Below are 13,728 nucleotides of genomic sequence, written 5' to 3' on the forward strand. Positions count from 1 at the left end.
GACCGCGTGACATGTTCATGCCATCGAATCCGCCAGGTGCTTCCAGGAAGGGCCCGCCCATGTCCAGATCCGCCCGCGCCGTCGCCGGTGGGCTCGCCGTCATCGTGGCCTTGGCCACGGTCTCGACGACGCCATCGCAGGCCGACGGTGCCGCCTCACCTGATGCCTCCCCACCCAGTCCCACCGGCGCCACGCATCGGGTCACGCTCGTGACCGGTGACGTGGTCACGCTCACCGAGAACGCCGGCGGTCCGCCGACCGCCGCCGTCGAGCAGTCGTCCGGCGGCGTCCAGATCCAACAGGTCGGCGACGACCTGCACGTCGTACCCGACGCCGCGCTGCCGTACCTCGCCTCGGGCCGCCTCGACCCCGAGCTCTTCAACGTCACCTCGCTGGTCGACCAGGGGTACGACGACGCCTCGGTGACGTCGATCCCGCTGATCGTTCAGTACCGTCCCGGCCTGCGCACCGCGGCCGCGACCCCGAAGCACGCCGACCGCGGCGCCACGCTGGAGAGCATCGGCGGCGTCGGCCTGGCCGCGCACAAGGCCGAGGCAGCGCGGTTCTGGTCCGGTATCACGGCGAGCACCGCGCGATCGGCCGCCTCGGGTCAGTTCGGCGGCGGCATCCAGAAGGTGTTCCTCGACGAGAAGGTCGAGGCCAGCCTCGCCGAGAGCGTCGCCCAGGTCGGCGCGCAGAACGCGTGGGCGCAGGGCCTCGACGGCAACGGTACGACGGTCGCGGTGCTGGACACCGGCATCGACCAGACGCACCCGGACGTCGCCGGGCAGATCGCCGAGACGAAGAGCTTCGTCCCGGGCGAGACCACCGACGACGTGAACGGCCACGGTACGCACGTCGCCTCGACTGTCGCGGGAACCGGCGCCGCGTCGAACGGCACCGAGAAGGGTGTCGCACCGGCCGCGCGGCTCGCGATCGGCAAGGTGCTCAGCGACGGCGGCTCCGGCGCCGCGTCCTGGATCATCGACGGGATGGAGTGGGCCGCGCAGCGCGCCAAGGTGGTCAGCATGAGCCTCGGCAGCACCGAGGCCAGCGACGGCACCGACCCGATGGCCCTCGCGGTCGACGAGCTGAGCGCCGAGACCGGCGCCCTGTTCGTGATTGCCGCAGGCAACTATGGTCGCGTGAGCGGGATCGGCTCGCCGGGCGCGGCCTCGTCCGCGCTCACGGTCGGCGCGGTCGACAAGAACGACAACCGGGCGTACTTCCAGGACATGGGCCCGCGGCTCGGCGACGCGACCGTGAAGCCGGAGATCGTGGCGCCGGGCGTCTCGGTGCTCGCGGCCCGCGCGTCCAAGTCGTCGGGTACTGGGTTCTACAAGTCGCTCAGCGGTACGTCGATGGCGACGCCGCACGTCGCCGGTGCTGCGGCACTGCTTGTCCAGAAGCACCCCGAGTGGACGGGGGAGCAGCTGAAGTCCGCGCTGGTCAGTACGGCGAAACCGCTCGCGGGCGAGACCGCGTACCAGGTCGGCAGCGGGCGGCTCGACGTACCGGCCGCGGCGTTCGGGACGATCAACGCGACCGCGACCCGCGAGTTCGGTCTGCACGCGTGGCCGCACGGCGACGACGCACCGGTCAAGCGGACGATCACCTACACGAACCACGGCGACAGCCCGGCCACGCTGGACCTGTCGGCCGACGTGACCAGCGACGGTACGACGCCCGCCCCCGCCGGACTGTTCACGCTCGGCTCGACGCAGGTCGTCGTACCCGCGAACGGCACCGCCTCGGTCACCGTCACCGCGACGCCGAACCTGGCGACGCCGGGGCTGTCGTACTCCGGGACAGTCGTCGCCAAGCAGAACGGCCAGCGGGTCGCGCAGACTGCGGTCGGCCTGGTGATGGAGGAGGAGCGGTACAACCTCGACGTACAGGCGACCGGGCGGGACGGCAAGCCGGCGGGCGGGTTCCTGACGTTGTACAAGTACGGCGACCAGTTCGTCACGACGCTCGAGATCGACGCTTCCACTGGGAAGGTCGCGACGCAGCGCCTCCGGCCCGGTGTGTACGCGGCGTACTCGTGGTTGCCGGTCGACGGCGAGGAGGGTGTCGCACTCGTCGGCAACCCGCATCTCGTGATCGGGAAGGACACCGAGCTCGCGCTCGACGCCCGCAAGGCGAACCCGATCACGCTCACCACACCGCTGCCGGGTGAGGACGTGTATCGCCGCTCCGGCTGGTACCACGACTCCGGGATCGGCGGTCAGTACGCGAGTTTCCTCGGCCAGTACGTGCCGACGCCGGTGGTGACGAAGGTGTACGCCGCTCCTACCGGTGCGGTCGCCGGTGGCGTGTACGACTTCTCGACGCGCTGGCGCCGTACGTCGCCGTTGCTGTCGATGACGGTCGACGAGCAGCCGCTGCACCCGTTGTTGCAGCGCGGCTCGAAGCGCTGGGACGGCAAGGCGTCGCTCACGGGTGTGTACGTCGGTGCTGGTGCGGCTGCGGACTACGTGGGCAAGGACGTTCGGGGCAAGGCGGTCTTCGTGACCGCGAGCACTGCGGTCACGCCGAGCGCGCGTGCTGCGGCTGCTCGGGACGCCGGGGCTCGGGTGCTTGTCGTGGTGAACGACGGTGCCGGCAAGTACTACGACTCGGCGGGCGGGACCGACCTGCCGGTGTACTCGCTGACGGCGGCCGAGGGCGGTCCGTTGGTTGACCGTCTCGGTGCCGGAGGCAACGTCACGGTGCGGATGAGGGGCGTCGAGGCGCCGCCGTACCTCTATGACCTGGTGAAGGCCCACACCGGGGCGATCCCGGCCGACCTGCGGTACGCGCCGCGGGCGGGGGAGCTGGCGACGGTCGTCAACCGGTTCGTCGGGCCGACCGGGGAGCTGGCGTTCGAGAGTCGCGCGGACTGCCGGATCGGGTTCTGGCCCCCGTGCTTGCAGGTGACCGAGCCGGTCCACCTGGGGACGCAGCGGGTCGACTACGTCTCCACGCAGGAGGGGACCGACTGGTACGAGCAGACGGTTCACCCGCGGGGCTGGGAGCAGCGGGGCGAGCGGCACACGTACGCGCCGCGCGCGGTGCAGACGAACTCGTGGTTCGCGCCGATCGCCCGGCCGCGCGTCGGCTCCGGGTACTGGAACCCGCGTCGCAGCGGGGACTTCTTCGCGGTGAACGTGCCGACGACGAGCAGCGGCGACCAGGGCGTCACCGGGTCGATGTCGGACGACGAGTCGACGGTCGAGACGCGGCTGTTCCAGAACGGGACGCTGGTGCGGAAGAGCTCGTTCCAGGCGGTGCAGACGAGTGTTCCGGTGACGTCGGGATGGGCGGACTACCGGTTCGAGATGGACACCACCCGGCCGGCGGTCTGGGGTCTCGGGACGAAGACGTCGAGTGCGTGGGACTTCCGCGCGCAGACGGCGGAGGCGCCCGACTGGGTGTACCTGCCGCTGCTCCAGCTCGACTATCACCTGGCGACGGATCTCAACGGGGCGCTTCGGGGAGGCGGTTGGCAGCGCATCGGGCTGTCGGCGTTCCACGTGGCCGGCGTCGCGGGCGCGGGCAAGGTCAAGGGCGCGACGCTGGAGGTGTCGTACGACGACGGGACGACGTGGCGGTCCGTCCCGCTGGCACGCCAGGGTGGCGGCTGGTCGGTCGACGTACGGCTGCCGAAGGGATCGTCGTACCTCTCGCTGCGGGCGACCGCGGCCGACGATGCGGGCAACGCCGTACGCCAGGAGGTGATCCGGGCGGCGTCGATCCGCTGACGACATGACACAGCCGGCGGTGACCAGGTCTCCTGGTCGCCGCCGGCTGCTGTGTGCTCAGCTGACGCTGATCAGGTCCACGACGAAGATCAGGGTCTCGCCCGGCTTGATCGCGCTGCCGGCGCCGCGGTCGCCGTACCCGAGGTGCGGCGGGATGACCAGCTTGCGGCGGCCGCCCACCTTCATGCCCTGGACACCGGTGTCCCAGCCCTGGATGACCTGGCCGACGCCGAGCTGGAAGGCCAGCGGGGCGCCGCGGTTGTACGACGCGTCGAACTCCTCGCCGGTCGAGTGGGCCACGCCCACGTAGTGCACGTTGACCCGCGAACCGGCCTTGGCCTCGTCGCCGTCGCCCACGGTGATGTCGGTGATCTCGAGATCCGCCGGCGGCGGACCGTCCGGAAAGTCGATCTCTGGCTTCTCAGTCATACCCCCAGCTAAGCAGACGCCCCGCCCGCACCCGGGCAGGAGGTGTGCGTCGAAGGTTCCGGTCGAGTTCCTGTTCGGCGGAGATCGGAGCGTCTAGGCTCTCGAGCACGAGGTCGACCAATGGGGGTGGGCCGGATCCAGGAGGAGCTGTCGATGCCGGAGGTTGTGACCCAGACCCTCGACGTGCCCGGGGCGACATTGACGTACGACGTTCGCGGCGACCTGGCGAACCGGCCGGTGCTGCTGCTCATCGGTTCGCCGATGGGTGCGAGCGGGTTCCCGACGTTGGCCTCGCACTTCGAGGACCGGACCGTGGTGACGTACGACCCGCGCGGCGTCGAGCGGAGCGTCCGCAGCGGCGAGCCGACCGAGCTCTCGCCGGACGACCACGCCGCGGACCTCGCCGCGCTGATCGAGCACCTGGACGCGGGCCCGGTCGACATCTTCGCCAGCAGCGGCGGCGCGGTGAACGCGCTGGCCCTCAGCGCCCAGCGCCCCGACCTGATCAACAAGGTCGTCGCGCACGAGCCGCCGCTCGCCGGGATCCTCCCGGACAGCGAGGCCGCGCTGGCCGTGGTCCAGGACATGTACGACACGTACCAGCGCGACGGTCTCGGCCCGGGGATGGCGAAGTTCATCGCTTTCGTCGGGTACGACGGCGAGGTCCCCGCCGACTACACCCAGCAGCCCGCGCCGGACCCCGCGATGTTCGGCCTCCCCACCGAGGACGACGGCTCGCGCTCCGACGCGCTCCTCGGCCAGAACCTCCGCGGCTGTACGTCGTACCAGCCGGATTTCGACGCCTTGGAAAAGACCAAGGACCGCATCGTCGTCGGCGTAGGCGAAGAATCCGGCAACCAACTAGCCGCCCGCGGCGGCAAGGCCGTCGCCGAACGTCTAGGCCTCATCCCTGTCACCTTCCCCAGCGGCCACGGCGGCTTCCTCGGCAACGAATACGGCCAACCCGGCAAACCGACGGAGTTCGCCGCAACACTGCGCGAGGTGCTCGGCTAACCCGGCTCGGGCTTACGAGGCCAGTTGCGCGCCGGAGTGGGGTGCTCGGGTGGTGTGCTCGGTGCGGTTGATCTCGGACCAGACCGTGTCGAGGGACAGGCCGAGGACGTCGGCGATGGCCGCGATGGTCGGGAACGCCGGCGTCGCCACGCGGCCGGACTCGATCTTGCGCAGGGTCTCCGGCGAGACGCCCGCATCCAGCGCGGTCTGCAGCATCGAGCGCTGACCACGCGCGCGCCGCAGCAGTGCGCCGAGACGCTGCCCGCGCTCGACCTCTTCGGGAGTGAGCGGCAACCTGACCATGACCCGATAATAGTACCGGGATAATATGACCGGTATAGTTATTGGTCGCAGCAGTTCCCGCCGTATCAGAAGGACGCCCCATGATCGAGATCCTCACCCCCGCCGAGGTGTCGCAGGCCAGACACACCGGCGCCCTGGTCGCCCACATCCTGCACACGCTGAAGAGCCGCAGTGCCGTGGGCACGAACCTGCTGGACATCGACCAGTGGGCCAAGGAAATGATCCTCGAGGCCGGCGCAGAGTCCTGCTACGTCGACTACGCGCCGTCCTTCGGCCGCGGTCCGTTCGGCCACTACATCTGCACGGCGGTGAACGACGCGGTACTGCACGGAATGCCGCACGACTACCAACTCGCCGACGGTGACCTGTTGACCCTCGACCTCGCCGTCTCCCTGGGCGGCGTCGCGGCCGACGCCGCGATCAGCTTCATCATCGGTGAGTCGCAGCCACCGGAGAGCGTCGCGCTGATCGACGCCACTCGCCGCGCCCTCGACGCGGGCATCGCGGCCGCCCAGCCCGGCGCGCGCATCGGCGACATCTCCCACGCGATCGGCTCGGTGCTGAGTGCGGCGGGGTACCAGATCAACACCGAGTTCGGCGGCCACGGCATCGGCTCGACGATGCACCAGGACCCGCACATCTCGAACACCGGCCGCCCCGGCCGCGGCTACAAACTCCGCCCCGGCCTCCTCCTCGCCCTGGAACCCTGGGTCATGCAAGACACCGCCACCCTCGTCACCGACGAAGACGGCTGGACCCTCCGCAGCGCCACCGGCTGCCGCACCGCCCACACCGAACACACCATCGCCATCACCCCCGAAGGCCCCGAAATCCTCACCCTGCCAAAGCAGTCGTGAGCCTCTAGGAGAGGACCCCGCGATACCGTTGGACATGCGTGCGAACGGTTTGTTGTCGGCCGAGGACATCGATCGTGTCGCTGAAGAGGCGATCGACAGCGAGACCCCGGAGATCTTGGCGACCTCGTTGGTCGAGGCGGTCGAGGACGGCCGTATCGAGGATGCTGCCGATGCCGGCTACGCGCTGATCGTCGCGGCCGGGATCACAGGTGAGGCGGGTGACCCGGAGGCCGCGATCGCACTTGCGGAGCGCGGAATCGAGGCGTACGAGCGTTCCGGAATCCCCTCGGTCTCCTATCCGAGGGGAGTGCTTGCCGATCTGCTGTTCCTGGCCGGCCGCGACGACGACGCGATGACGCAACTCTCGTCCCTGCGTGAACGGCTGACCGAGGATTCGACCGCGGCGGCGCTGGTCGGCGATGTGCTGGTAGCGAACGGCCGGGCGAAGGTGGCCGAGGAGTGGCTCACCGAAGCGTTGGACATCGCCCTCCGCAGCCACCGCGAACTGGAGTCCAAGCCTTCGGATCCGAGGTACGACGAACTGGCGATGGTCGTGTACGAACTCCTCCAGGCCCGCCACGCGGCGCGGCACGAACTCGGGCTTCCCCATGATGATCGCGACGATCTCGCGGAAGAATTGCTGGAGGCGCTGGACGAACCGCTCGACGGCGACGACGAAGGCCCGGCAGTGATGTTCCTGCCAAGACCGGAGTACGACGAAGTCCTCCGTCGCTGGCCAGAGCTCGCCGCGCACTGTGGCGCGACCTGGGACGAGCACCGAGCGCTCACGGAGCGAGGGCTCAAGCTCCTAGCGGAGTACGGCGCTGTTCAGTTGGCCTTGGTGCCCGGATCGGCTGATGGTCTGGCGGCGTTCATCACTGAGGGAATCGAGCAGGTGGACGGCGACGCCGTCCGTGCCTACAGCGACTCCCTCCAAGGCCTGGGTGCCGCCATGATCACGTGGCCGCCAGGCCGGAACGAGCCGTGCTGGTGCGGCTCGACCAGCAAGTACAAGAAATGTTGCCTTCCGCGCTCGTAGCGATTGGCCCCTGGTTAGCGTCCTAATGCGGCGACGCCGGACAGGTACTTCAGGGGGATCTCGGCACGGGCGCTGATTTCGAGCGGGTCGGCGTACGGGATCAGGCGTTGCCAAGACAGCAGGCGGTGCACGCTGAGCAGTGCCCCCGTGGTGCGCAGGTCGTTGCGAAGCAGGCGTGGGTCGGCGCCGAGGTGATCGCTCCACACCTTCAGGTAGACGTCGTACAGGGTCTCGCGATCGGCATGCGGTAGCGGAGCACAAGTCCATTCCACGACAGAGTCGAGGAATCCGTGCAGCGACACGAACGGATGCCCCCACACCGCGTTCCCGAAGTCGAAGAACCGCGTCCGCAATGTCCCGGTGGAACGGTCGGCGAAGATGTTCGCCGGATACACGTCATTGATCTCCACATCCAACGGAACAACGCCGCTGAGCGAACCAGCCCGCCGATCCAGCACGTCAGCAGCCGACTCAACCAACTTCAGTACGTCGTCCGCAACCCGAAGCGGATGCCCCGCCGCCAACCCCGCCCACGCCCGTACGACGCCGCGCACCCGATCGCCCGCACCACCGGGATGAACCTCGAGGATCCCGCCCGGCTCGAGCCGCCCCAGGAGAGCGCACTGAAGCCGAGCCAACGCACGAACCACAACACAACGAACCCGCTGATCAGCAACCTCAGCATGCGAAAGCGTCGCACCATGATCCTCAGCAAGCAGCCATCCGCGTCCGCGATCCACCGCGATCGGCACGACCACATCCTCAGGCGCAACCGCCGCCATCGCCGCCACCAACCCAGCCTCGAACCGATGCCCAGGGTTGTTCTCCTTGAACCACACCAACCCCTCGTCCGTCGCATAACACCGCGTCACAGACCACAACCGAGCCCGATACGTAACCCCCGCCCCCACAACCCCCCGCCCACCCTCACCAAGCCGCCGCCCCACCCACCCATCCACACCCCGAGTCCACTCCCCCGACATCCACCGCCGAACCCACCGCCCGCCAACATCCGGCCCCAACGGCCGCGCCTCCGGCAACTCCCGCACCATGCCCCGGACGCTAAGGCCCACCTACGACAGAAGACGTGGCATCTCCCTCACAAGGCCACGGCGTTGTCCGATCCATCGGCGGCTCTATCGGGGCTCTTCGGCGAAGCCGCAGCCGATCCTGTTCTGCTACAGGCAGTTCGACCCGGCCGACCAGCCGCGAACGTGTGGTGAGCTGGGTCGCCTGGGCGCGTTCTCGCTGGATCAACTGCCGCGGCGTAACGCCTGCCTGGTGGAGCACATGACCACAGGTGCCAGACGGCCGAGCGGATCATCCGCCCGACACCACCGGGCAGTCGATGCGGCGGCAGCCGCAATATGCCGACGGCAGTCGGCAACACCGGCGTAAGCCGGAAGATCCCGGCGCATGCCGGAAAATCCCGGCGTAAGCCGGAAGGACCGGCGTAAGCCGGAAACACCCGGCGTAAGCCGGAAACAGATGTCCGGGCGCTAAGCCCGGGGGTGGGTGGGGAGCGGGTGCGCTGAGGAGCGGAGCGACGAAGTAAGCGCTCGCGGAGCACGCGTGGGGCGAATCACATGCGCGCGGTCGGCTCCTCCGTGGACACGCTAGGGTGAGGGCCTGTGAAGGTTTTGGTGGTTGGGTCCGGTGGTCGTGAGCACGCGCTGGTGTGGGGGCTGAGCCGGGATTCCGAGGTCGAGCTCGTGGTGGCCGCGCCTGGTAATCCGGGGATCGCGGCGTTGCGGCCGGCGTACGACGGGCAGACGGTGGCGTGCCGGGCGGTCGACGTGGCGGATCATGACGCCGTGGTCGCGCTGGCGCGGGAGCTGGAGGTCGACCTGGTCGTCGTCGGGCCCGAGGCGCCGTTGGTGGCTGGGCTGGCGGATCCGTTGCGCGAGGCCGGGATCGCCGTGTTCGGGCCCTCTCGGGAGGCCGCGCAGATCGAGGGCTCCAAGGCCTTCGCCAAGGACGTGATGGCGACAGCGAGCGTCCCGACCGGTCGCGCCTATGTCTGTACGACGGCCGACGAGGCAGCGGAGGCGATCGACGCGTTCGGGCCGCCGTACGTCGTGAAGGACGACGGGCTCGCCGCGGGTAAGGGTGTCGTCGTCACCGCCGACCGCGAGGAGGCGCTCCAGCACGCGGCGCAGTGCGAGCAGGTGCTGATCGAGGAGTTCCTCGACGGCCCGGAGGTCTCGCTGTTCGCGATCACCGACGGTACGACGGTGCTTCCGATGCAGCCGGCACAGGACTTCAAGCGGCTCGCGGACAACGACGAAGGCCCGAACACCGGCGGCATGGGCGCCTACACCCCGTTGCCGTGGGCGCCGGACGACCTGGTCGCCGAGATCACCGAGAAGGTCCTGCAGCCGACCGTCGACGAGCTCCGGCACCGCGGTACGCCGTTCGTGGGCCTGCTGTACGCCGGTCTCGCGCTGACCTCGCGTGGTGTCCGGGTGATCGAGTTCAACTGCCGCTTCGGGGACCCGGAGACGCAGGCGCTGCTGCCGATGCTGAAGACCCCGCTCGGTGGCCTGCTGTACGCCGCCGCGACCGGCAAGCTCGCCGACCACGGCGAACTGAGCTGGCGCAACGGGTCGGCCGTGACAGTGGTGGTCGCCGCGAAGAAGTACCCGGCCAGCCCGCGCAAGGGCGACGTGATCGCCGGGCTCGACCAGGCGGAGAACGACCACGTCCGCGTCTTCCACGCCGGTACGGCGCTCGAGAACGACGAACTGGTGACGGCCGGTGGCCGCGTGCTCGCGGTGAGTGCGGTGGGCAAGGATCTCGCCGAGGCCCGCCAGCGCGCGTACGCCGCGGTCAGCCAGATCCGCATCAAGGGCTCCCAGCACCGCACCGACATCGCCCTCAAGGCGGAGCGCGGCGAGATCACCGTCTGACAGCACCGCGATACGGCCCGCTCCGGATAAAGTCGGGAATCCGATGGAACCGGAATGACGGGTCGGGGGTGTAGGTGGGTATGGAGACGGAGGGGCTGCGGGAGTTCTACGGCGCTCATCAGCCGCGGCTGGTGGGTGTTGTCTCGCTGCTGACCGGGTCGCGCGCCGAGGCCGAGGACATCGTGCAGGAGGCGTTCGTCCGGTTGGTGCCCCGCTGGGAGAAGGTGTCGCGGTACGACTCTCCCGAGGCCTGGGTGCGCCTGGTCGCGATGCGACTGGCCGCGAACAGGCACCGGGACGGCAACCGGCTGACACAGCTGTTCCACCGGCTGCCGGCGGAGCACGTCCCGGACCACGCCGACGGGTACGCCGGTGACCTCGAGCGGGCTCTCGCCGGCCTGCCGATGCCGACCCGGCAGGTCGTCGTCCTCCACTACGTCTGTGACCTGAGTGTGGCTCAGGTGGCGGACACGCTCGGAATCGCGGAAGGCACGGTCAAGTCGCGCCTGTCCCGCGCCCGGGACGCCCTGTCCGAATCATTGCTGTTGAGGAGTGACGACCATGCCTGAGTTGCAGGAGGACCTGCAAGCGCTGGCCGACCGCCGCGCTGCCGAGGCAGGAGGAGACTTCGACTCCGTCCTGACCGCCGCCCGCACCCGCAAGCGCCGCCGGACCGCCGGCCTGACCGTGATCGGGGCGGCCGCGGTGGTCGCCGCAGTCGCGATCGTCCCCACGCTCCGCCCGGCGGCGAACAACGCGCCGGTCGCCGAGAGCCCCGTGCCCACGAATGCGGTCGTCCCGCCGGAGGTGTCGGTGCACACCGAGCAGCCGGTCGTGAAGGCCGGGCCGCTGACGCTGCGCTCGGTGACCGCGGCCACCACGGCGGCCGGCGGTCAGTTCGTCGCGTCGTTCACCGACAAGCAGGTCCGCGCCGCGACGTTCTCGCTGGCGTCGGCCGCCAAGCCGGACAAGGCGCTGTACACGCTGATCGCCAAGATCCCCGGCGACCCGACCACGCCGTACGCCGTCCGGATGACCGGTGAGATGGGCATGACCATCCCGTCGTACTCCGGTCCGGGGCCGTACACGCTGGCGATGCCGAAGGGGCTGCCGGCCGGTTCGTACCAGGTCTGCACGCTCGACGGCGCCAAGCTCTGTGGACTGATGACGGTCAAGTAGTACCCGTCTGGGAGAATGGGGGCCGTGACCAAACCCCGGATCCCCAATGTTCTCGCCGCGCGCTACGCCAGTCTCTCGATGGCGGAGCTGTGGTCACCGGAGCACAAGATCGTGCTCGAGCGGAAGCTCTGGGTCGCCGTACTCAAGGCCCAGCGCGAGCTCGGGGTCGCGGTTCCGGACGGGGTCGTCGAGGACTACGAGCGGGTGATCGACCAAGTCGACCTGGCCTCGATCGCCGACCGTGAGCGGGTCACGCGGCATGACGTGAAGGCGCGGATCGAGGAGTTCAGCGCGCTCGCCGGGCACGAGCACATCCACAAGGGGATGACGAGTCGTGACCTGACCGAGAACGTGGAGCAGCTCCAGATCCGCGCCGGGCTCGAGCTGGTCCGGGACCGTGCGGTGGCGACCGCCGTACGGCTCGGGCAGCTGGCGGCGGACCACGCGGCGCTGGTGCTGACCGGGCGTTCGCACAACGTGGCCGCGCAGGCGACCACGCTCGGCAAGCGGTTCGCGTCGGCCGCCGACGAGTTGCTGGTCGCGATCGCGCGGCTCGAGGAGCTCATCGAGCGGTACCCGCTGCGCGGCATCAAGGGCCCGGTCGGTACGTCGCAGGACATGCTGGACCTGTTCGGCGGTGACCCGGTCAAGCTGGAGAAGCTGGAGCAGGACATCGCCCAGCACCTCGGGTTCAGCCACGCGCTGACGAGCGTCGGCCAGGTGTACCCGCGGTCCCTCGACTACGAGGTCGTATCCGCGCTGGTGCAACTGGCGGCCGGGCCGTCGAGCCTGGCGACCACGATCCGGCTGATGGCCGGCCACGAGCTGGTCACCGAGGGCTTCAAGGAGGGCCAGGTCGGGTCCTCGGCGATGCCGCACAAGATGAACACCCGGTCCTGCGAGCGGGTCAACGGCCTCGCTGTCATCCTCCGCGGGTACGCGTCGATGGCCGGCGAGCTGGCCGGCAACCAGTGGAACGAGGGCGACGTCTTCTGTTCCGTCGTACGGCGGGTCGCGCTGCCGGACGCGTTCTTCGCGCTGGACGGGCTGTTCGAGACGTTCCTCACCGTGCTCGACGAGTTCGGGGTGTACCCGGCCGTCATCAGCCGCGAGCTGGAGCGGTACCTGCCGTTCCTGACCACGACCAAGGTGCTGATGGCCGCGGTGAAGAACGGCGTCGGCCGCGAGACCGCGCACGAGGTCATCAAGGAGCACGCAGTCGCCACCGCGCTCGACCTGCGCAAGGGCCTCGCCGCGAACGACCTGTTCCAGCGTCTCGGCAGCGACGGCCGTCTCGGCCTCACCGAGGAGCAGATCGTCGGCATCGTCGGCGAGCCGCTGTCGTTCACCGGCGCGGCCGTCGCCCAGGTCGGCACCGTCGTCGCGAAGATCGACGAACTCGCCAAGCGCTACCCGGAGGCAGCCGCCTACACCCCGGGTGACATCCTCTAACCCGTGTTCGCACCGCTGACCTGGGTCCTCGTCGCGTTGTCGCTGGCCGCGGCCGTGTACGCCGTCGTGCTCGCCGCGCGGAACAAGCGCATCGACTGGACCGTGCTCGGAGCTGTCGGGGTCGTCGAGGCCGGGCTGATCGCGCAGCTCGTCGTCGGCATCGCGCAGTACTCCGGCGCCGACCGGGACGTGTCCGGACCGTTCTTCTTCGGGTACCTGATCGGGGCGCTGATGATCCTGCCGATCGGCGCGTTCTGGGCGCTGGCCGAGAGCAGCCGCTGGGGTGCCGGCGCGCTGGCGATCGCGTGCGCGGTGATCCCGATCGTCGAGCTGCGGCTGTACGACCTGTGGGCGGTCTGAGATGACGGATCCGTCGGCCACCAAACACGGGCCCGGGCGGATCCTGATCGCGGTGTACGGCGTTTTCGCGCTGGCGGCGACCGCGCGCGCCGGCGTGCAGATCTCGACGAAGTTCGACGAGGCTCCGGTCGCGTACCTGTTGTCGGCCGTTGCCGCGGTCATCTACTGTGCGGCGACGTTCGCGCTGGCCAAGGCGACCACGGTGTCCCGGAAGGTGGCCACGGTCGCGATCGTGATCGAGCTGGTCGGGGTGCTGGGGATCGGCGCGTTCAGTTACGCCGTACCGGACGACTTCCCGGACGCGACCGTGTGGTCGCACTTCGGGCAGGGCTACGGGTTCGTGCCGCTGGTTCTTCCGGTGCTCGGGCTGCTGTGGTTGCGCCGTACCAGCTGACTCGGTGACTCCCAGGGAACTGCCAGCTACGCGCAGGGGCTGCCTCAGG

13 protein-coding genes are annotated in these 13,728 nt (G+C 69.6%); 10 read left to right on the forward strand and 3 right to left on the reverse strand.

Annotated elements, in window-relative coordinates; genetic code table 11:
* Window positions 1-59: 59 nt before the first annotated feature.
* Window positions 60-3,743, forward strand: coding sequence for a S8 family serine peptidase (locus ABN611_RS14455; RefSeq protein ID WP_350280381.1), 3,684 nt, complete (start codon window positions 60-62; stop codon window positions 3,741-3,743).
* A 57-nt stretch (window positions 3,744-3,800) separates the two neighbouring features.
* On the opposite strand, the gene ABN611_RS14460 is transcribed toward ABN611_RS14455, so the two are convergent.
* Window positions 3,801-4,172, reverse strand: coding sequence for an FKBP-type peptidyl-prolyl cis-trans isomerase (locus ABN611_RS14460; RefSeq protein ID WP_131335933.1), 372 nt, complete (start codon window positions 4,170-4,172; stop codon window positions 3,801-3,803).
* A gap of 153 nt (window positions 4,173-4,325) precedes the next feature.
* Between ABN611_RS14460 and ABN611_RS14465 the strand changes: the two genes are divergently transcribed.
* Complete coding sequence (locus ABN611_RS14465) at window positions 4,326-5,186, forward strand: alpha/beta hydrolase (RefSeq protein WP_350280382.1); 861 nt, start codon at window positions 4,326-4,328, stop codon at window positions 5,184-5,186.
* A 12-nt stretch (window positions 5,187-5,198) separates the two neighbouring features.
* Here the strand turns inward: ABN611_RS14465 and ABN611_RS14470 are convergent, their stop codons facing one another.
* Entirely contained in the window at window positions 5,199-5,489 is a 291-nt protein-coding gene (locus tag ABN611_RS14470; RefSeq protein ID WP_350280383.1) for a helix-turn-helix transcriptional regulator, read from the reverse strand.
* Window positions 5,490-5,569: 80 nt separating this feature from the next.
* Here ABN611_RS14470 and map point away from each other — a divergent pair, with 80 nt between their 5' ends.
* Window positions 5,570-6,346 (forward strand): type I methionyl aminopeptidase, encoded by a 777-nt coding sequence (gene map, locus ABN611_RS14475; RefSeq protein ID WP_350280384.1) that lies wholly within the window; start codon window positions 5,570-5,572, stop codon window positions 6,344-6,346.
* 34 nt (window positions 6,347-6,380) lie between these two features.
* A complete protein-coding gene (locus ABN611_RS14480; RefSeq protein WP_350280385.1) occupies window positions 6,381-7,385 on the forward strand; it encodes an SEC-C domain-containing protein in 1,005 nt (334 codons plus the stop codon).
* A 14-nt stretch (window positions 7,386-7,399) separates the two neighbouring features.
* Here ABN611_RS14480 and ABN611_RS14485 read toward each other — a convergent pair whose 3' ends face one another.
* Window positions 7,400-8,224 carry a hypothetical protein gene (locus ABN611_RS14485; protein WP_350280386.1) on the reverse strand — a complete coding sequence of 275 codons (825 nt, stop codon included), beginning with the start codon at window positions 8,222-8,224 and terminating at the stop codon, window positions 7,400-7,402.
* 792 nt (window positions 8,225-9,016) lie between these two features.
* On the opposite strand from ABN611_RS14485, the gene purD reads away from it, so the two are divergent.
* The 6 genes from purD (at window position 9,017) to ABN611_RS14515 (ending at window position 13,679) form a co-directional block, all read left to right on the forward strand.
* The gene (gene purD / locus ABN611_RS14490) at window positions 9,017-10,294 is read left to right on the forward strand and encodes a phosphoribosylamine--glycine ligase (RefSeq protein ID WP_350280387.1); all 1,278 of its coding nucleotides are present in this window, start codon (window positions 9,017-9,019) and stop codon (window positions 10,292-10,294) included.
* A gap of 80 nt (window positions 10,295-10,374) precedes the next feature.
* Window positions 10,375-10,863 (forward strand): SigE family RNA polymerase sigma factor, encoded by a 489-nt coding sequence (locus ABN611_RS14495; RefSeq protein ID WP_350280388.1) that lies wholly within the window; start codon window positions 10,375-10,377, stop codon window positions 10,861-10,863.
* Window positions 10,856-11,473, forward strand: a complete 618-nt coding sequence (locus ABN611_RS14500; protein WP_350280389.1) for a hypothetical protein — start codon at window positions 10,856-10,858, stop codon at window positions 11,471-11,473. The genes ABN611_RS14495 and ABN611_RS14500 overlap by 8 nt, the downstream gene beginning before the upstream one ends.
* Window positions 11,474-11,488: 15 nt before the next feature.
* A complete protein-coding gene (gene purB, locus ABN611_RS14505) occupies window positions 11,489-12,925 on the forward strand; it encodes an adenylosuccinate lyase (RefSeq protein ID WP_350280390.1) in 1,437 nt (478 codons plus the stop codon).
* Window positions 12,926-12,928: 3 nt separating this feature from the next.
* Entirely contained in the window at window positions 12,929-13,285 is a 357-nt protein-coding gene (locus tag ABN611_RS14510; protein WP_350280391.1) for a hypothetical protein, read from the forward strand.
* Between the two features lies 1 nt (window position 13,286).
* A complete protein-coding gene (locus ABN611_RS14515; protein WP_350280392.1) occupies window positions 13,287-13,679 on the forward strand; it encodes a hypothetical protein in 393 nt (130 codons plus the stop codon).
* Window positions 13,680-13,728 lie beyond the last annotated feature (49 nt).

It is taken from the genome of Kribbella sp. HUAS MG21 (assembly GCF_040254265.1).
Taxonomy (GTDB): domain Bacteria; phylum Actinomycetota; class Actinomycetes; order Propionibacteriales; family Kribbellaceae; genus Kribbella.